Here is a 19,475-nt window from a genome sequence, read left to right on the forward strand (position 1 = left end):
TCTTCAACAGGACTACTGACATGCGGTTTATCATCTTTGCTATTTTACTGGCTTTTCCGTTTCTGGAGATAGCGATCTTGATTGAACTCAGTCAACGCTATGGTTGGTGGGTACTCGCTTACCTGCTGATCATCGGCTATCTTGGCCTGAAACTCATCCGCAACGAAAAAGATCTGATCGCCGCGCGCATGTTCCAGCAATTAGGCGCGGGCGGCAATCCGATCTCCGCCATGTTCTCTACAGCACGCAATATGTTTGCTGGTGTATTGCTGCTGATCCCTGGTGTGATCAGTGATGTGATTGCGGTAGTGTTACTGTTGATGCCTGGCAATTCGCCCACCGCTGGCAAAGCCTCTAATCAAGCCAATTTTGATTACCGGGCCAGTGCCAATGACGAAGCGATTGAAGGCGAATATACTGAAATCAATGAAACCAAACCCAAAGACAACGTCGTGCGCCTGCCAGGAAAAGATTAGGCCTGCTAAAACACTGCTTGATAAAGACAACGCTCTGACACTATAAGCCATGAACCGTGTATTGATAGAAAACAGCGGCCACACTTTTGATGTGCGCCCCAGCCAAACCGTGCTGGAAGCGGCGATTGAGGCTGGCATCAACATGCCTTATGGCTGCCGCAACGGCGCCTGTGGTGCCTGCAAAGGCAAAGTGCTCACCGGCAAAGTCTTCCACGACGACTATCAGGGCAGCGCCATGAGCGATGCAGAACTGGCAAGCGGGCAAGCGCTGTTTTGTTGCGCCAGGCCGCTGGAAGACCTGGTCATTGAATGCCGCCAGATCGATATGGTGCAAGGGATCAAACCGCGCATACTCCCCGTACGTGTGCAAAAAAAAGAGCAGCTCACCGACGATGTCATGGTGTTGCACCTGCAACTACCAGGGACTGAACCGCTGACATTCATGGCCGGGCAATATCTTGAATTTTTGCTCAAAGACGGCCGCCGCCGTGCTTTTTCCATCGCCAATGCACCGCATGAAACCGGCTTTATTGAACTACATATCCGCAAGATTGCAGGCGGGCACTTTACCGAACAAGTGTTCAACGAGATGCCCTTGAAAACCATTCTGCGCGTGGAAGCACCGTTAGGCAGTTTTTTCCTGCGCGAGCAAAATGACAAACCCATCATCATGTTGGCTGGTGGCACCGGTTTTGCACCGATCAAGGGCATGATAGAGCACATGATCTACCAGAATATCCAGCGGCCAGTGCTGCTGTATCGTGGTGCCCGTCACGTGAATGACCTGTATATGGATGAGCTTTGCCAGCGCTGGGCAGAATTTATGCCTAATATTACTTATATCCCGGTGATTTCAGAGGGCGAATCTAACGAGGACTGGCATGGGCGGCGTGGATTAGTGCATCAGGCAGTGCTTGAAGACCATACGGATTTGGCTGGGTTTGAGATATATGTTTGTGGCGCGCCGGGGATGGTAGATATTGCGAAAGAAACGTTTGTCGCGCGCGGATTGCCGGAGCAAGAGTTTTATAGTGATGCGTTTACCTTCGCGCCGAAATAACCCTGCTTGTATCGTTAAATAAGATTTATTTTCGCCGCTAGGCGAGCTCCTTTTCTTGCCCAAAGGATAATAAACAGGACCCCTATCGGCGAAAAGAAACGTTACAATCTTCTGGAAAGTCATGCAAAAGACGCTCTGTTGATGGGCACAAATAAAAATTTAACAACATAGGAGCCACAATGGGATTATTCGACAATATAGCCGGTGCCATGATGAACAAAGTCATGGGCGACAAAGCCCCGATGGCGAAAATGGCGATGGAGCTGTTTCAGCAATATGGTGGTTTGCCTGGCATTCTGCAAACCTTAAAAAATGGCGGTTTGAGCGAACAAGTCGATTCTTGGGTAGGCACCGGGGCGAATGCGGATGTCTCCGCCCAGCAGATAGGCGCCGCATTGGGTACCAGCGTATTAAACGGCATTGCGGCCAAGCTGGGGATGAGCAATGAAGCACTTACAGCCAAGATTGCGGAATATATCCCGGATGTTGTCAATCAACTGACGCCAAACGGGGTGGTGGAAAATAATCCGGCACTGATCATGTCCAGGTTAATGGGCATGCTCAAATAAAAATAGCGCGTTTGATACGCGCTATTTTTAAGCAGAAATACCTATTACAAAATGCAATATTGAGCGCGATATGCCTGGATCGCCGGGAAATATTGCGCCAGGCTCTCGTTGCCTTGCAGATAAGCAAATAAATCAGCCAGCTTGGCAATGCTCACTACCGGCATCTGGTTGGTTTGTTCCACCTCTTGTACCGCCGATAATTCGCCCAGGCCTTTTTCCTGCCGGTCTAGCGCGATGCTGACGCCGCAAGGGGTTGCGCCCGCCTGGCGTATCATGTCTACCGATTCACGAATCGAAGTCCCGGCAGAAATCACATCATCGATAATCAACACGCGACCTTTGAGTGGCGCACCCACCAAGGTACCGCCTTCGCCGTGATCTTTGGCTTCTTTGCGGTTATAGGCATAAGGCAAATTCTGCCCCATGCGCGCAAATGCGATACTGATCGCGGATACCAGCGGAATACCTTTATAGGCCGGGCCAAACAGCATGTCGAATTGCAAGCCAGACTGTAGAATACTATGTGCGTAGAATTCGCCCAGTTTGAGCAGGCTTTCGCCATCATCAAACAGGCCAGCATTAAAAAAATACGGGCTTAAACGACCCGCTTTGGTTTTAAATTCCCCAAAACGTAACACCTGTTTCTGGATGGAAAAAGTAATAAAATCGGCACTAATTGGTTTTGCAGTCATTTGAGAAAAACAGAAAGAATTTGAACAATGCGTATTATAACCTTGAACCTGAATGGCATACGTTCAGCCTGCAACAAAGGCTTTTTGCCATGGCTGGCGGCCAGCCAGGCCGATATCGTCTGTTTGCAGGAGCTCAAAGCACAGGCGGCGGATCTGCAGCCGGAGATGTTGCAACCGCCCGGCTATCACGGCTACTTTCACTATGCCGAAAAAAAGGGCTATAGCGGCGTTGGCATTTACAGCAAACAGCCTGCAGATAAAGTCATTATCGGCTTGGGGCATGCATCCATCGATGCCGAAGGCCGTTACCTGGAATGCCAGTATGGCAACCTGAGCGTGGTGTCTTTATACCTGCCCAGTGGTTCTAGCGGTGAAGAGCGACAGCAATTCAAGTTTCAGGTGCTGGCCTTATTTCTGCCGCATCTGGAGCAACTGATTGCCGGCGGCCGCGAGGTGGTGATTTGCGGTGACTGGAATATTGCGCACCAGGAAATCGACCTTAAAAATTATAAAGGCAATCGAAAGAACTCCGGCTTTCTGCCTGAAGAGCGTGCGTGGATGACAGATATCCTGGGGCGGGTAGGCTGGGTAGATGTCTACCGCACTTTACACCCTGAAACCACCGATGAATGTTATACCTGGTGGAGTAACCGCGGCCAGGCCTGGGCGAAAAATGTAGGCTGGCGTATCGATTACCAGCTGGTCACGCAGGCATTGGCGCAGCGGGCAACCACGGTGAGTGTGTATAAAGCAGAGCGCTTCAGTGACCACGCGCCACTGATAGTGGATTACCAGGATTAGTCACTAGCTTATTGCTTAAAGGGGTGGATATGCATAAACAGCAAAACATATGGGCGATCATTATCGCAGCTGCTGCCATCCTGGCTGTGACTATGGGCATACGGCAATCGTTAGGCCTGTTTGTTTCGCCGCTAAACACCAGCACTGGGCTAGGCATAGTCACCATAAGCTTTGCCATGGCCATGGCCCAGTTTGCCTGGGGCTTGGCGCAACCCTTATTCGGCATGCTGGCTGACCGCGTCGGCTCATTCAAAGTGATTGTGATCGGCACCTTGCTTATGGCAGCCGGGTTGGCCGTGACCCCATTTGTCAGCTCCGAATTCGGCCTGGTATTTTCTATTGGCATCCTCACGGCGGTGGGCGCAGGGGCAGGCAGCTTCTCCATCCTGATCGGTGCTGTAGCAGCGCGATTGCCCGCCGAACGCCGTTCTTTTGCGGCCGGATTTATTAACGCCGGCGGCTCGTTCGGACAATTTATATTTGCACCCCTGGCACAAGCGCTGATCCATTCTTTTAACTGGATCAATGCCCTGCTGATGCTGGCACTCACCTCGTTAAGCAGTATTTTTCTGGCGCTACCGTTGCGAGAAAACCGGGCTGCCAGTGCACAAAACGCTGTCAATGCACCAGCAACGATTACCCTCAGGCAACAAATACGCATCGCCTTTAAAGATCGCAGCTATCTTTGCCTGCATGCCGGGTTTTTCACTTGTGGTTTCCATATTGCCTTCCTGGTCACGCACCTGCCCGGTGAAGTGAATCTTTGTGGATTATCACCAGCAGTGGGTGCCACTTCACTGGCGATTATCGGCCTGGCCAATGTGGTGGGCAGTTTATACGCAGGATGGCTGGGACAAACACAACGCATGAAAATGATCCTGTTCTGGATGTACGCGTCGCGTGCCGTTGCCGTGGGCCTCTATCTGGCAGCGCCGAAAACGGAATGGACGTTTTATCTATTTGCGGCAGTGCTTGGCTTTACCTGGCTCTCTACGGTGCCACCCACTGCCGGGCTGGTGGGCAAGTTATTTGGTCCTAGATATTTAGCTACCTTGTTTGGATTAACCTTGTTAAGTCACCAGATCGGCGGTTTTTTTGGTGCCTGGTTGGGTGGGCTGGTGTTTTATGCCAATGGGGATTATCAGTGGATGTGGGTGGGAGATATTGTGCTGGCTACATTAGCGGCGGTGGTTAACTTGCCCATTAGAGAGGTAAAGCCTAAGTAGGATTTCTCATCTGCTGTACGATTGGGTAACGGTTGAATTATGTGCGAAGCAGGTACCCCCTCCTGCAACAGGTCGTCATTCTGGCTTAGGCCAGAATGACGACCTGTTGCAGGGAATATCTGTTTAAAACGGCCTTGCTCTGTGGTTAACCGCAGAACACTTAGCGCACCCGCCACGGCGCTACCCTAAACAACAACACCATCCCCGGAATCGCCAATAACGTACACACATAAAAAAACTGTTCCCAGCCCAGGCTTTCAACCATGCCACCGGTCAGCGCGTTAAATATCGAGCGAGGCACCGCAGATAAGCTTGTGAATAATGCCAGTTGCGTCGCGGTATAGGCGGGGTTGGTTTCACGCGCCATATATGCCACATACGCAGCCGTGCCCAAACCGATGCCAAAAGCCTCTGCGCCAATCACAATGGCCAGCATGCTGCGTTCAGCCGCGCCAATCTCGAGAAAGGGGCCGCTGTGTGCCAGCCAGGCAAAACCCAAAATGGATAAAGCCTGTACCACGCCAAAAATCCACAAACCGCGGTTAATGCCAAGTTTGAGCATCCATAAGCCGCCGACAAAGGCACCGGCAATCTGCATGACCAGGCCACTGCCTTTGGCAATCGCGCCGATATCGGTCTTGCTAAAGCCCATATCAATGTAAAACGGCGTAGCCAGCGCTGTCGCCATGCTGTCGCCCAGTTTGTATAGCAGGATAAACAGCAGTACCCATAGCGCGTATTGCCAGCCATTGCGTTGCATGAATTCTTTAAAGGGCTCTACCACTGATTGCAGTAATGTTTTGGGAATAATGGTGACAGCAGGTTCTTGCGACCATAAGGTGAATCCAATGCCGGGCAGCATGAATAAGCCAACGATCAAAAATACTTGTGACCAGGCCATATGGTCTGCCAGGATCAGTGCTAGTGAGCCGGGCACCAGGCCTGCGATGCGGTAAGCATTGACGTGTATGCTGTTGCCCAGGCCCAGCTCTTCATCACTGAGTATTTCGCGGCGGTAGGCATCAATCACGATATCCTGGCTGGCGGAGAATAAGGCCACCAGCGTCGCAAGCAGGGCCACGGTGGAAATATCCAGTTGTGGCTGGCACATGCCCAGGCCAACAATACTGGCGAATAACGCCAGTTGCGTCGCCAGAATCCAGCTGCGCCGGCGGCCAAACCTGGCCAGCAATGTGTATCTGTCCATCAATGGCGCCCACAAAAACTTCCAGGTATAGGGCAGTTGCATAAAGGCAAAGGCGGCGATGGTTTTGAGGTTGAGCCCCTCGCTACGCAGCCAAGCTGGTAATAGCTGCAATAAAAGGTAAAGCGGCAGGCCGGAACTGAAGCCTAGCGCCACACACATCAGCATGCGACGGTTGAATAGCGTTTTTGCAATGGTCATGCCAGCATTGTAATCGCTTTTATTTGGCCGCCACTGACCGGGCAAAAAAAAGCCAACCCTTCCGGGTTGGCACACTCGGAGATCAAACCGTGCAAATAGGGGTACTACAAACTTAATATCCACTGGACCAGGGTTTTAATGTCCTCGTCCTTCACTTGCGGACTATTGGGCGGCATAGGCATATCCCCCCACGCGCCACTACCGCCAGCTTTCACTTTCTGGATCAGCTTGGCTTCAGCCGTTTTGTCGCCTTTGTATTTCGCGGCAACCTCTTTATAAGCTGGGCCCAGGATTTTTTTATCTATACTGTGGCACATCAAACAATTACTTTTTTGTGCCAGTGCTTCTGCGTTTGGCGCTGCCATGGCTGTGGTTGCCGTAGCAAGCAAAGCGCCTGTGATTAAGATTTCTAATTTGGTCATAGATGTTCCTTGATGATCTATTTATAAACTGAACACGTTCATGCCACCGCCACCAGGGGCAGCGTTGTACTTGGTCAGCTCTTTGTAGCCTCCGGCAGCCCCCAGGCCATCGGTTTCATTGGTCAGGCCGAGGTTCATCGCCACCCCTGCCCAGCCACCAATGCCTGACAATACCCCCACGTATTGTTTGCCTTTGTGGCCGTAAGTGATGACGTTGCCTACCACGCCGGAGCCTACCTGGAATTTCCAGAGCTCTTTACCGGTTTTGGCATCCAGTGCTTTTACCCAGCGGTCCAGCGTGCCGTAGAACACCAGGTCAGAAGCAGTCACCAGCGCACCACCCCAGGCCGAGAATTTCTCTTTGTTGTACCACTGTGCTTTGCCTTTTAACGCATCCCATGCCATAAAGCCGCCCATCACGCCGTCAGGCCCGGCAAACATGGTTAAGGTCGCTCCTACCCAAGGCTGGCCTGCCACGTACTTAGACTCAACTGGCTCATAAGTCATGCACACGTGGTTAAGTGGCACGTAGAACATTTTGTTCTTGGGTGAGTAAGCGGCGGGCTGTTCGTCCTTTACACCTAACGCTGATGGACAAATGCCTTTGGCGTTGTAATCCTGGTGCGTGGAGTATTTGGCATCTTTCACCGGGATGCCGGTTTTCAGATCAATCTTGCTCGCCCAGTTGACGAACGGATGCATTTTTTCTGCCACCAGCAGGCTGCCGTTGGTGCGGTCAAAGGTATAGCCAAAGCCGTTGCGGTCAAAATGTGAAGCCAGTTGCTTACCATTGGCTTCCCACAGGATGATTTCGTTCATACCGTCATAATCCCACTCATCGTGCGGGGTCATCTGGTAGGCCCAACGCGCCATGCCGGTGTCGAGGTCACGCGCAAAAATCGTCATCGACCACTTGTTGTCGCCAGGGCGTACATCCGGGTTCCAGGTACCAGGGTTGCCGGTGCCGTAATACATCAGGTTCAATTTCGGATCATATGAATACCAGCCCCAGGTCGGGCCACCCCCGTTCTGCCAGCCATCTTTTTGCTGCTGCGGTTTATGCCAGGTGCGTACACCCAGGTCAGCTTCCGGGTATTTCAGTTGAGATTTATCCAGAGGCTTGAAAGAACCGCCTTCTTTGTTGCCACCGTTCACATCCTGGTAGACAGACAACGCGCTGTAATGCGGATTCTCTTTGTTAAAGTCTTTGCCGATCAGCATTTCGCTATCCGGGCCGGTGCTGTAGGCTTTCCACAACAGGCTGCCGTCTTTGATGCTGTAGGCAGAGATATGGCAACGCACACCGAATTCGCCGCCTGAACAGCCGGTCACTACTTTGTCTTTAAACACGTGAGGCACGTTGGTATTGGCCGCGCCTGTTTTAGGATCGTTGACTTTTACGTCCCATAATTTGGCGCCGGTTTTTGCATCCAGCGCTACCAGCACACCATTGTTCTGCTGCAGGAAAATCTTGCCGTCGCCGTAACCCAGGCCTTTGTTCACGTTGTCACAACACAAGACAGATTGCACATCCGGATCCTGCTTGGGAAAGTAAGACCACAGGATTTTCTGGTTATCGTCCAGATTGAGGGCATACACATTGTTAGGAAACGCAGTGTGGATAAACATTGTGTTGCCGATCACCAGCGGTGCACCTTCGTGACCACGGTTAACACCAGTGGCAAATGTCCAGGCCAGTTTGACGTTTTTGACATTGCCTTTGTTGATTTGTGACAGTTTGCTATAACCCTGATTCGCGTAATCTTTACGCGCCATGGCCCATTGGTTATCGTCCTTCATTAAAGCGTCCAGCTCTGCATTGGCCCATGCGCTGGTGCTCATGCCGGCTAGCATCATTGCAGTGATGGCAAGCTTGATGTTGTGTTGCATACATACCTCCAAAAAATGGTGTGTTTGAAGCTGGAATAAGTGATTTGCACGCCAGTAAACAAAAGCTTCTTTTGCTACTCGCAGGGCAATGATTGCAACGCCTGTGCCAACAGCGTGTTTTATTTGGGTTAATGAAAAAAATGAATTAAAATCAAACGGTTATTTATTGGTACCAGGCACGACATTCCGCATTGCAACAGTGAAAACTGTTCAATGTTGTGTCAGATCGGTACAGTTGTTCAATCACGTGATACAGGTGTGCAAGCGGTCATGTCCAAGTTTTCTCCAGCCTCCTCGCAAACATCATTGCCAGCCATGCGCGATGATCAACTGGCGATTGCCGAAGCGATTGAACGCTCCTGGCGTCGCTGCATGGTCAAAGGGGTGGATGAGCAGGCACCCGCACATGACCAGATCATTACGGCACAGGAGTTGACACAGCGGCTGGAAAAAAACAGTTTGTTGCTCACCCACGCCGAACCCGAGATGCTGACCCTGAGCGGGCAGATCGCGCACACGCGTAGCCTGGTGATACTCACAGATAGCGATGGCGTGATTTTGCGCACCATGGGTGAAGGCGTTGAACAAGGCGATATCCGTGCATCGTTGTTACCCGGTGCTTCGTGGAGTGAAGAGCACCGAGGCACCAACGCCATAGGCACTGCCCTGGTGGAGCGGGCGCCTATCAGCGTCCAGGGCGCCGAACACTTTATGGCCTATCATCATTCGCTCAGTTGCTCGGCAGTGCCTATCTTTGCGGCTAACAATCAGCTGGTCGCCACGCTGGATGTGTCGAACGACTTGAACCAGCCACAGCAACACACACTGGCCCTGGTCAAAATGGCGGCACAAATGGTGGAAAACCGTTTATTCCATGCCACGGCACAAGGCGACATCGGTGTGCATTTTCATGCCCGTGCCGAGTTTATTGGCACCTTGTGGGAAGGCCTGGCGCTATTTGGCAGTGATGGCCAATTGCGGGCCATCAACCGCAGTGGCCAATTCCAGTTCGGGTTGCCGTTGGATGAGGATGTGCTGGCCAATCGCCGTGTGCTTTTTGATGATGTGTTTGATGAACCCTGGAGCGCATTCAAGCAGCGTTGCCTGGGAAGTGATGTGTTGTTTCCACTGCAATTACGTAACGGCGCCCGCCTGTTTGCACGCGCCTCGGTGAAAAATACTTCGCCTGCACGGCCGGTTGTTTCCCAGGCGCGCGAATCCGCTGCCAGCCTGGAGATGCTGGATACCGGCGACCCTCAACTGAAACAGGCCATCACCCAGGTCAAACAGGTGTTGAATCGCGATATCCCCATGCTGGTGCTGGGCGACACCGGTGCGGGCAAAGAGCTGTTTTCTCGCGCCATCCACGATGCCAGCAGCCGTCGCCATCATCCTTTTATCGCGGTCAATTGCGCCGCTTTGCCAGAAGGGCTGATTGAAGCTGAATTATTTGGCTATGAAGAGGGCGCCTACACCGGCGCCAAGCGCAAAGGCAATCAGGGCAAGATACAACAGGCAGATGGCGGCACTTTATTTTTGGATGAAATCGGTGATATGCCACTGTCTTTGCAGGCGCGGCTGTTACGCGTACTGCAAGAGCGGTGCGTGACGCCGTTGGGTGCCAGTAAATCCATTCCGGTTAATTTCATGTTAATCAGCGCCACCAACCAGAAGTTGAAAGATAAAGTCGCTGCCGGTGAGTTTCGCAGTGATCTGTATTACCGCATCAATGGCCTGGCCGTGCAGTTGCCCTCCTTAAACCAGCGCCAGGATCTGCAGCGCCTGATCAGCTTGATTTTGCAGGTAGAGCAATCACCGCACACTGAAATCAGCCCTGAAGTCATGGCGTTGTTTGCCCGCCACCCATGGCCTGGCAACGTGCGGCAACTGCATAATGTCTTGCGCACGGCAATCGCGCTGGCAGATGGTGCCGCGATCAACTTGCCACATCTCACGCAGGATTTCCTGGAGGAGCTAGAAGTCACCAGCAGTGAGCCGCTTTCACGCCCGGCACTGACTTTAAAAGCGCAATCAGATGAAGTCATACGTTCGGCAATGCAACAGCATGCCGGCAATGTCTCCGCCGTTGCACGCCAGCTCGGCATGAGCAGAAATACGCTTTATCGCCGTTTAAAAGCGTTGCATCTCACTTGATCATTCTGTAAAAAATAAAAGCCCCGGCATAAGACCGGGGCTTTTTTCATGGCTTTATTTAAAGTTTACTGGCGCCGACGTACAACAGCGCCCATCACACCCGGGCCCAGCAACATCATGGCGTAGCTGTCGGCTTCTGGTGCGCCTTTTACTTGCGCCAACTGGAAAGTCACGGATTTGCAATGACCACTGATGCTGCAGTTAACGCCGTAAGAAGTGACCGGCGCAGACAGATTGGTCAGCTGCGAGCACTTTTCAGTCGGTACATGGCCAGGTTACCCATCAGGTTCGGTAATACATGCACATCTTCGCCATCGGTGATGACTTTGCGTTCAATGACCTGGATGTGGTGATCGGTACAAAACTGGTCAAAATCATGAATGGTGCATAAGTGCACGTTGGGTGTGTCATACCATTGGTAAGGCAGGGTTTTTGATACGGGCATATTGCCCAGCGTAATTTGCATCCGGTTACGCCAGTAACCAAAGTTAGGGAAAGTCACAATCGCTTCGCGGCCGACGCGTAACATTTCTTCAACAATGGTTTCGGTATTGTGCATGGCTTGCAAAGTTTGCGACAAAATCACGGTATCAAACGATTGATCTTCAAAGCCGGATAAGCCGTCTTCCAGGTTCATCTGGATGACATCGACGCCATTCCTGAGCGCTTCCAGCCAATTGGCGTCGTCTTTTTCCACACCATAACCGGTGGTATCCAGCGTTTCGTGCAAATGCGTGAGCAAAGTGCCATCGCCGCAACCAAGGTCAAGAACTTTGGTTTTCGAACGCACCCAATTTGTTATTAATGCAAAGTCTGGGCGAATATTTGTAATATTTGCATTTTTCATACTTTGACCTGCTCTAAATAAGCACGCATGATGTCGTGATAATGTGGGTCCGGCATTAAAAATGCATCATGGCCATGCGCCGAAGTGACCTCAGCATATTTGACCGGCAAGGCGTTATCCAGCAATGCCTGCACGATTTCACGCGAGCGACTGGGTGAAAAACGCCAATCGGTGGTAAATGAGATGACGATAAACTTGGCTTGTGCCTTACTTAGCGCCTGGCTTAAATCACCACCGTATGCTTTGGCCGGGTCAAAATAATCCAGTGCGCGCGTCATGCGCAAATAGGTGTTGGCATCAAACTCACCGGCAAATTTATCGCCTTGGTAACGCAGGTAAGACTCCATCTCAAATTCAACATCGAAGCCGTATTTGAGCTCACCATGGCGCAGTTTGCGGCCGAATTTTTCACCCATCACATCGTCAGAAAGGTAGGTGATATGGCCTAGCATGCGTGCAATGCGCAAACCGCGGCGCGGCACGGTGCCATGATTGTAATAGTCGCCTTCGTAAAATTCCGGATCGGTGATAATGGCCTGGCGTGCAACTTCATTAAACGCCATGTTTTGTGCGGTCAAATTGGGGGCAGAAGCAATCACGAATGCATGCCGCACACGTTCGGGGAAAGCGATATTCCATTGCAGGGCTTGCATGCCGCCCAGGCTGCCGCCGATGACCGCAGCCAGTTGTGTTATCCCCAGATGATCCAGCAGGCGCGCTTGCGATTCCACCCAGTCTTCAACCGTCACGACCGGAAACGTCGCGCTGTAAGGCCTATCCGTCAGCGGGTCCACGCTCGATGGCCCGCTACTGCCATGACAGCCGCCCAGGTTATTGAGGCCAATCACAAAAAACTTGTTGGTATCCAGCGGCCGGCCCGGACCGATCAGGTTATCCCACCAGCCCGGGTATTTGTCATCTTCAGAATAACGGCCAGCCACATGATGATTGCCGGATAACGCATGACAGATCAGCACCGCATTGGATTTGGTCGCGTTGAGTTCGCCGTAGGTTTCATACGTAAGATGGTATTGTGGCAACACGGCGCCACTTTGCAAGGTGAGTGGCTTGTTGAAATGCGCTACCTGCGCTTTCACAATACCAACAGAATTCAATTCAGACATGCCGGGATTATACTATGTGGCGTGTATAAACGGCGAGTGGGAGCGCTGCCGCGTTTACTGCGGCGCGGCAGACAGGCAACCGAGCAAGGCCGGCAGGTCTGCCACCGAGTGGATGACCGCATCGGGGTCGACAGCAGACAGCCGCGTATATGTTTCACGGTATTTGCCGGTTTTCACCAACACGCCATGTAACCCGGCATCTTGCGCGCCACCGACATCCGCATCAATATCATCGCCTACCATCATCACCTCAGAAGGTTTCAGGCGTAAGGCATCCACCGCAATATTGAAAAAATGCCGTGAAGGTTTACCCATCAGCATGGCTTTGGTATTGCTGGCATATTCGAGACCAGTGACAAACGCGCCAATATCCATTTGCAGCCCGGTTTCGGTCTGCCAGAAACGGTTTTTATGGATGGCGATCAGTTGCGCGCCATTCACCAGGCAGTGAAACACTTCATTAAGTAATTCATAAGACCATTGGTCACCGATATCGCCAATCACCACATAGTTGGCCGCCGTGTCCGATTGATCAAAACAGGCGAAGTCCTGTTTGACGTCTTCCGCCAGGAGCAGTTTGCATACCGGGTTAGGCTGTTTATTCAAGTGTTGGATGGTCGCTTGTGGTGCACTCATGATTTCTTCAGGCACCGTATTGAAGCCAAGCCGGTTCAGCTTTTGTTGTAAAGAGGCTAGTGACAACGTGCTGGTGTTGGTGACAAAACGCACGGCGATGCCGGCTTTGCGCAACTGTGCAACCGCTGCCAGTGCGCCCGGAATCAGCTGGTTGCCGATATACAAGACCCCATCCAGATCGAACAGGACGGCTTTTATTGCGTTGAAATTAAACATAGGCGACCTTTCTTGCTGCAATCATATTGACCTGATGCAGCAAGAATCGTGCACAACGGTGAATTACTTTTTAAAGGGATACAGCAATTGTTTCCAATAACCATTGGGTACTGGATGGCCGCCGATACCATAGCCGCTAGGCCATTGGTTTTTTGGCATGTAATAAGTACCGAATAACCTGTCGAATAAGGGAAAGTGGATGGCAAAATTCACATCGATCGCTTCTTTCTCAATGCCGTGGTGCCAATGGTGAAAACGTGGCGTCACAATCAATGGTTTCAGCCATTCGACATTGAAACGCACGTTGGCGTGCACAAAAGTGGCATTCAGGTAGACCAGCAAAATATAGATATGCAATGCCGCTTCAGCAAACCCGAGTGCATACATCGGGATCACGGTCATGCTGCGCAGGCCGATGATTTCCACAATATGCATGCGCGAACCGGCCAGCCAATCCATCTTTTTGGCCGAATGATGCACGGCGTGGAATCCCCACAGAAACGGCACCTGGTGAAACGCACGATGAAACCAGTACTGGACAAAGTCCGTCAGGAACATGATTTCAATCACTTGCAACCATAGTGGCTGGCTGGCAACGGCATCTCTAAACGTTGCCCAGTCACCGGTGTAGTGTAATACCGTCATTGAGGGTGCCAGGGTAAATAGCGTCAGCGTCTGCACAAACACGCTGCTGATTAAAAAGTAAAACAGGTCCTCGCGCCATTCATCCCTGAATAACGCCTGCTGGGTCAGGCGGCCAAACAGTTTTTCCAGCGGGATAAACAAAAAGCCGGTCAGGAATATATTGAGCACAAACCAGTCCAGGCTCAGCGCGAGGCTATTTGTGCGGGCCGCCTGCGCCGCCAGCGTTTGCGCGATAGTCATGGTGACCAGCACCAGCAGGATAGCGCTGAAGCCCAGGATACGGTTCCTGCGCAACACCAGGTTGGTGCAAGCCAGCAGAAAGCTGAGCACCAACAAGCCCTGAATGATCAGTGTGAATTGTGGCAGCGCATACAATGGCGCCAGCATTTGTGTGGAGAACACGCCTTGCAGGCGCTCGCCAAGCAGCAGGCACAGGCTGGCAATGCCAAACACCAGTGCGGCCACGCCACTTAACCAGCCCGAACCAAAACGCCTTAATTCTTCCGGTGCTTCCAGGTCGTTGCGTATCGCCAGACGTAATTTATGAATCATGATTCCCCCTTTTTTGTCGTTGATTATTTTTAGCGAGTTTAAGTGTTTATAGCCACTGCGCCAGCGTAACCCTGGGATTGTCGCCTAAATCGCGCAAAGTTTGAATATGCTGAAATCCGGCCGTTTGATAGAGGGATTGCACCGCCTCAGCCTGGTTGTAACCGTGTTCCAGCATCAGCCAGCCGCCTTGATTTAAATAGCCCGGCGCCTGCGCGATAATCTGTCGGATATCCGCCAGGCCATCGTCGCCCGCAGCCAGTGCTGACAAAGGCTCAAAGCGTAGATCGCCCTGGGTTAAATGCTGGTCAGCCGCTTCGATATACGGCGGATTGCTGACGATAAGGTCGAATCTCTGCTGGGCGAGCTGAGAAAACCAGTGGCTATGCAGCAAGGTGACGTTGCCAAGCTGCAAGTTTTGCCGGTTTGTTTCAGCCACCTTCAAGGCCGCGGCTGAAGCATCCACGGCGGTGACATGCGATAGCGGTGCATGCCGGGCAATGGCCAGGGCGATGGCGCCGGTGCCGGTGCCTAAATCCAGTACCTGCAATGGTTGCGTGATTTTCTGCAGGGCCGCTTCAACCAGGGTTTCAGTATCAGGGCGTGGGATCAGCGTGTCTGGTGTGACGCGGAGCTGAAGGCCAAAGAATTCACGATAGCCGAGAATGTAAGCGATGGGCTCACCTTGCAGGCGGCGTTGCAGTAAGTGGGTGAAATCTTGCGTAGGCTTTTCAGGCACGTCATCTGTAGCATGTGCCAGCAACCAGGCGCGGTTCACATTCAATACATGCATCAGCAATAGCTGTGCTTCTATGGAAGCCTCGCTGGCAGGCACAGCTTGCGCCAGCTGTTGCCGCGCTGCTAGCAACAATTGTTGCACCGTCTGTGGCATGGCTACCTGCCCCCGGCAGCTTTGCGCAAGGCAATCGCGGTGGCATTACCTTGTTTCGCCGGATGGCGCACCGCGTGGCGGATCACCCATTTCAACTCTTTGTCGGCGTTAGTTAACCAGCGGTCACACAGCTCAAAAGCAATCTGCGGATGGTCTTTGGCAATATCACCGACATGGTTGGCCACACTACGCCGCACATACAGGCTGGGGTCGCTTTTCAATGCTTCCAGGATAGGCAGGGTCGGCGTCGGGTCTTTGATCAGTTGCGGGATGCGCGCACCCCACGGTAAGCGGGAGCGGGTGCCTTCCGAACACAGGCGTCGCACATGCGGATCCGGGTCATCCAGCCACTGCGTGAGCTGGTGCAGCGTACGCTCAAAATCATGCGTTAAAAAGGGACGGATGGAAAATTCGGCAGTGAAGCGGCGGGTCAACTCATATTGCGCGCGCATGGCGGCGTCAAAAGGGTCTTCCCCGGCATTGTGCAAAACATCGCGGCCATATTCCGCAATAAAACGGGTATGCGGCAAATAGAAAAACACGCTCAACCCCAAGCGCTCGGTATGTATATTAGGGGGCGTCAGTGTATTGATTAAAACTTCAGTTGCCTCGGCAAACTTGGCCGGCAAGGTCGCTTTCAGTGCCGCGGCAATATGGGCAGAGCGGTCCATAAAACCCAGTGGGGCGATGTTAGTAAGCGCCAACTGTGTGAATGCCTGCGCATCAAAACCAGGATGCACCAGCGCAATATTGTGCGCCAGGCAATCAATGGCTTCCGTATCCAGGATGAATTTGATCGGCTGGTCTTTTTGAATACTGCGTGGCGCCGCAGGTAGGCGGAAAGAGTGCATGGTTGCCCCTAAACAGGCCGCTCTTCATATTGCGGAGCATCATCATGAATGTCATACCATTCGGCTTTAGAGGCGACAAAAATATGCGCTGTTAGCTTTTCCGCTAGGGGCGTATCCAGAGACCCTACCCTGACCCTGATGGTATCGGGGTCACTCTCGCGGTAACCGATGATAGGAGAGCCGCATTGATCGCAGAAGTCGCGATGCACACCAGCTTCGCTACGGTAACTTTTTAAATGTTGCTGGCCTTTTGTAATGACAAAATGACTTTTTGCCACTGGCGCCACAGCGGCAAAGGCAGAGCCATTGGCTTTACGACAGCGGCGGCAATGACAATAGAACACTTTTTCGATAGCGCTGATAATCTCGTAGCGCACCGCTTCGCACAGGCAACCGCCTTGATGGTGAGATGTTTTTGTCATTGCGTCCCTAAATGCCAGATTTAATTATCTTCACCCAGGCTCGCCAGCAAATCGGCCTGGTACTCGTTGGAAAGTGCGCCTATCAGCTCGTCCATATCACCTTCGGTAATTGCCTCAATTTTGTATAAGGTCAGATTGATGCGATGGTCGGTGATACGCCCTTGCGGGTAATTGTAGGTACGGATACGTTCTGAGCGGTCGCCGGAACCAATCAGGTTGCGGCGCTCCGAAGCGATTTTGCTTTGCTGTTCATCCACCTGCTTGGCTTTGATACGTGCTGCCAGTACTTGCATGGCTTGTGCCTTGTTGGCGTGCTGGCTGCGGCCATCCTGGCATTCCACCACGATGCCGGTAGGTGCATGGGTGATGCGCACCGCAGAGTCAGTTTTGTTGATGTGCTGACCACCGGCACCACTGGCACGGAAGGTATCGATGCGGATATCAGCCGGGTTGATTTCCACATCGCCGACTTCTTCTACCTCAGGCAAAATCGCCACCGTACAGGCAGAGGTGTGGATACGGCCCTGCGTTTCGGTATCCGGCACGCGCTGCACACGGTGACCGCCGGACTCGAATTTGAGTTTTGAATAAGCGCCGTAACCATTGATTTTGGCGATGATCTCTTTATAACCGCCGACTTCGCCTTCGTTGGCAGATACGATTTCCACCTTCCAGCCCTGGCGGTCAGCATAGCGCGAGTACATACGGAACAAATCACCAGCAAACAGGCCGGATTCATCGCCACCGGTACCGGCGCGGACTTCCAGGAAAATGCTTTTATCGTCGTTGGGGTCTTTAGGCAACAACAGTTTTTGCAGCGCCAGTTCCACTTGTTCCAGTCGCTGCTTGCCGCTGTCTATCTCTTCCTGTGCAAACTCTTTCATCTCCGGATCTGAAAGCATGGCATGCGCTTCTTTCAGGTCGGATTCTGTTTGCACATAGATATGATACTGCTCAACAATCGGCGTGATTTCCGTATGTTCCTGCATGATCTTACGGTAATTATCCATATTATCAGTCACGCCTTCGCTACTGAGCAGGCGGTTGATTTCTTCGAGACGCTCGCTTAAGTTAGCGAGCTTTTGCAACATACTTGGTTTCATTGGTTACCCTAAATGCTGGAGGAATATTTCCGCCAATTTATTTCTTTCAATTTATTTCTTCCACGCTTTTCCTGGCCTTCATTGCCGCATGCGCAGGCAAGCCTATGAAAAGGTGTGTGTTAAAAACTTATTCTTTCAACTGGAACAGTTGTTTCACCAGATGCTCAAGGTGGGCATGCGCGTCGCCATTGCTGTTGTTGAGCGCATGGCTGGGGCCATGCAAAAATTTATTGGTCAGGGCATTACTGAGTACTTCCAGCACCTTGTCAGCAGATTCGCCTTTTTGCAGCAGCTTAAGCGCTTTTTCCAGTTCGGCCTGCCGCACGGCGTCTATCTGGTCGCGCAGGGCTTTAATGGTCGGTACCGCTTCGCGCTGCTTGAGCCACTGCATAAAGTGCTCAACGCGCGCGTTGACGATCAGCTCGGCATTCACCGCTGCTTCCTGGCGGTTGCCTATGCCTTCGGAAACCACTTGCGCCAGGTCATCCACCGTGTATAAAAACACATCATCCAGTGCCGAGACTTCAGGTTCGATATCGCGCGGCACAGCCAGATCGACCATGAACATAGGGCGGTGTTTGCGGATTTTAATCGCGCGTTCGACCATGCCCAAGCCCACCATGGGTAACTGGCTGGCGGTGCTGGTGATCACAATATCAAATTCGTGAAAACGTTCAGGCAGGTCATTCAACAAAATGGCCTGCATGTTCAGCCCCTGGCTGCGGATTTTTTCTGCCAGCTGTTCGCCACGCTCTAATGTGCGGTTGGCGACCGTGATTTTTCTCGGTTTTTGCGCGGCAAAATGGTCGGCACACAGCTCTATCATTTCGCCGGCGCCAATAAACAACACACTTTGCGCGCTCAAATCACCAAAGATACGCTGCGCCAGCTTCACCGCCGCCGCGGCCATCGAGATGGAGCTGCCGCCGATATCGGTATTAGTGCGTACTTCTTTGGCGACTTCAAACGTGCGCTGGAACAATTTGTGCAGCATGGTGCCCAACGTACCAACGTCCTGCGCGATTTTGACCGATTGCTTGAACTGGCCCAATATCTGCGCTTCACCCAGCACCATGCTATCCAGACCGCTGGCAACGCGGAAAGCATGCTTCACCGCTTCATGGCTGCTCAAGGTGTAGGTATACGGCAGCAGCTTGTTGGCTTCCAGCTTGTGATAGTTGGCCAGCCAGTCGATCACGATCTCCGGGCGGATGGATTGCACATAGATCTCGGTACGGTTGCAGGTGGAGAGAATCGCCACTTCGGCCACGTTGTGGCGCGTCAGGTCTTCCAGCGCATGCGGCAGGCTTTCGTTGTTAAACGCAACGTTTTCGCGGATAGCGATAGGGGCGGTGGTGTGGTTTACACCAATGGTAAACAGTTGCATGGCGCTATTTTACCTTTGAGATCAGGCAAAAGGATAAATTAACTAGCGCGTGCGAGTCGTTCATGGTTGATTTGAATGGTGCCTGTAGCAAAGGTGCCGACATTTTCT

At 52.2% G+C, this 19,475-nt stretch carries 19 protein-coding genes; 6 read left to right on the forward strand and 13 right to left on the reverse strand.

Features of this window, described 5'->3' with window-relative positions; translation table 11 throughout:
* Positions 1-20: 20 nt before the first annotated feature.
* The 3 genes from ACSSVF_RS03740 to ACSSVF_RS03750 all read left to right on the forward strand — a co-directional run bounded on the left by ACSSVF_RS03740 (position 21) and on the right by ACSSVF_RS03750 (position 2,105).
* A complete protein-coding gene (locus ACSSVF_RS03740; RefSeq protein WP_492405570.1) occupies positions 21-476 on the forward strand; it encodes an FxsA family protein in 456 nt (151 codons plus the stop codon).
* A gap of 49 nt (positions 477-525) precedes the next feature.
* Positions 526-1,536 carry a CDP-6-deoxy-delta-3,4-glucoseen reductase gene (locus ACSSVF_RS03745; protein WP_492405572.1) on the forward strand — a complete coding sequence of 337 codons (1,011 nt, stop codon included), beginning with the start codon at positions 526-528 and terminating at the stop codon, positions 1,534-1,536.
* Positions 1,537-1,715: 179 nt separating this feature from the next.
* The gene (locus ACSSVF_RS03750; RefSeq protein ID WP_492405573.1) at positions 1,716-2,105 is read left to right on the forward strand and encodes a YidB family protein; all 390 of its coding nucleotides are present in this window, start codon (positions 1,716-1,718) and stop codon (positions 2,103-2,105) included.
* A 44-nt stretch (positions 2,106-2,149) separates the two neighbouring features.
* Here the strand turns inward: ACSSVF_RS03750 and pyrE are convergent, their stop codons facing one another.
* On the reverse strand, positions 2,150-2,797 hold the full coding sequence (pyrE, locus tag ACSSVF_RS03755; RefSeq protein WP_492405574.1) for an orotate phosphoribosyltransferase: 648 nt from the start codon (positions 2,795-2,797) through the stop codon (positions 2,150-2,152).
* A gap of 27 nt (positions 2,798-2,824) precedes the next feature.
* Between pyrE and ACSSVF_RS03760 the strand changes: the two genes are divergently transcribed.
* Together ACSSVF_RS03760 and ACSSVF_RS03765 are read left to right on the forward strand one after the other, a co-directional pair.
* A complete protein-coding gene (locus ACSSVF_RS03760) occupies positions 2,825-3,598 on the forward strand; it encodes an exodeoxyribonuclease III (RefSeq protein ID WP_492405576.1) in 774 nt (257 codons plus the stop codon).
* A gap of 29 nt (positions 3,599-3,627) precedes the next feature.
* Positions 3,628-4,824: an MFS transporter gene (locus ACSSVF_RS03765; RefSeq protein WP_492405578.1), complete on the forward strand. Its 1,197-nt coding sequence runs from the start codon at positions 3,628-3,630 to the stop codon at positions 4,822-4,824.
* A gap of 160 nt (positions 4,825-4,984) precedes the next feature.
* On the opposite strand, the gene ACSSVF_RS03770 is transcribed toward ACSSVF_RS03765, so the two are convergent.
* From ACSSVF_RS03770 to ACSSVF_RS03780, 3 genes are all read right to left on the reverse strand, one after another.
* Positions 4,985-6,229, reverse strand: coding sequence for an AmpG family muropeptide MFS transporter (locus ACSSVF_RS03770; protein WP_492405580.1), 1,245 nt, complete (start codon positions 6,227-6,229; stop codon positions 4,985-4,987).
* A 104-nt stretch (positions 6,230-6,333) separates the two neighbouring features.
* Positions 6,334-6,594, reverse strand: coding sequence for a c-type cytochrome (locus ACSSVF_RS03775; protein ID WP_492406301.1), 261 nt, complete (start codon positions 6,592-6,594; stop codon positions 6,334-6,336).
* A 78-nt stretch (positions 6,595-6,672) separates the two neighbouring features.
* Positions 6,673-8,541: a methanol/ethanol family PQQ-dependent dehydrogenase gene (locus ACSSVF_RS03780; protein ID WP_492405581.1), complete on the reverse strand. Its 1,869-nt coding sequence runs from the start codon at positions 8,539-8,541 to the stop codon at positions 6,673-6,675.
* 270 nt (positions 8,542-8,811) lie between these two features.
* On the opposite strand from ACSSVF_RS03780, the gene ACSSVF_RS03785 reads away from it, so the two are divergent.
* Positions 8,812-10,695 carry a sigma-54-dependent Fis family transcriptional regulator gene (locus ACSSVF_RS03785; RefSeq protein ID WP_492405583.1) on the forward strand — a complete coding sequence of 628 codons (1,884 nt, stop codon included), beginning with the start codon at positions 8,812-8,814 and terminating at the stop codon, positions 10,693-10,695.
* A gap of 238 nt (positions 10,696-10,933) precedes the next feature.
* On the opposite strand, the gene metW is transcribed toward ACSSVF_RS03785, so the two are convergent.
* From metW to hemA, 9 genes are all read right to left on the reverse strand, one after another.
* The gene (gene metW, locus ACSSVF_RS03790) at positions 10,934-11,542 is read right to left on the reverse strand and encodes a methionine biosynthesis protein MetW (RefSeq protein WP_492405585.1); all 609 of its coding nucleotides are present in this window, start codon (positions 11,540-11,542) and stop codon (positions 10,934-10,936) included.
* The gene (gene metX / locus ACSSVF_RS03795) at positions 11,539-12,666 is read right to left on the reverse strand and encodes a homoserine O-succinyltransferase MetX (protein ID WP_492405587.1); all 1,128 of its coding nucleotides are present in this window, start codon (positions 12,664-12,666) and stop codon (positions 11,539-11,541) included. Before metX ends, metW begins: the two co-directional genes overlap by 4 nt.
* Before the next feature lie 54 nt (positions 12,667-12,720).
* Entirely contained in the window at positions 12,721-13,518 is a 798-nt protein-coding gene (locus ACSSVF_RS03800; RefSeq protein WP_492405589.1) for a TIGR01458 family HAD-type hydrolase, read from the reverse strand.
* Positions 13,519-13,581: 63 nt separating this feature from the next.
* Complete coding sequence (locus ACSSVF_RS03805) at positions 13,582-14,715, reverse strand: sterol desaturase family protein (protein ID WP_492405590.1); 1,134 nt, start codon at positions 14,713-14,715, stop codon at positions 13,582-13,584.
* A gap of 46 nt (positions 14,716-14,761) precedes the next feature.
* Entirely contained in the window at positions 14,762-15,604 is an 843-nt protein-coding gene (prmC, locus tag ACSSVF_RS03810; protein WP_492405592.1) for a peptide chain release factor N(5)-glutamine methyltransferase, read from the reverse strand.
* 2 nt (positions 15,605-15,606) lie between these two features.
* Positions 15,607-16,455, reverse strand: a complete 849-nt coding sequence (locus ACSSVF_RS03815) for a DNA alkylation repair protein (RefSeq protein WP_492405594.1) — start codon at positions 16,453-16,455, stop codon at positions 15,607-15,609.
* An 8-nt stretch (positions 16,456-16,463) separates the two neighbouring features.
* Positions 16,464-16,877, reverse strand: coding sequence for a GFA family protein (locus ACSSVF_RS03820; RefSeq protein ID WP_492405596.1), 414 nt, complete (start codon positions 16,875-16,877; stop codon positions 16,464-16,466).
* Between the two features lie 20 nt (positions 16,878-16,897).
* Positions 16,898-17,980, reverse strand: a complete 1,083-nt coding sequence (gene prfA, locus ACSSVF_RS03825; protein ID WP_492405597.1) for a peptide chain release factor 1 — start codon at positions 17,978-17,980, stop codon at positions 16,898-16,900.
* A 127-nt stretch (positions 17,981-18,107) separates the two neighbouring features.
* On the reverse strand, positions 18,108-19,367 hold the full coding sequence (gene hemA / locus ACSSVF_RS03830; protein ID WP_492405598.1) for a glutamyl-tRNA reductase: 1,260 nt from the start codon (positions 19,365-19,367) through the stop codon (positions 18,108-18,110).
* Between the last annotated feature and the right edge of the window lie 108 nt (positions 19,368-19,475).

This window comes from Methylophilus sp. E2MeOHC9 (assembly GCF_058744375.1).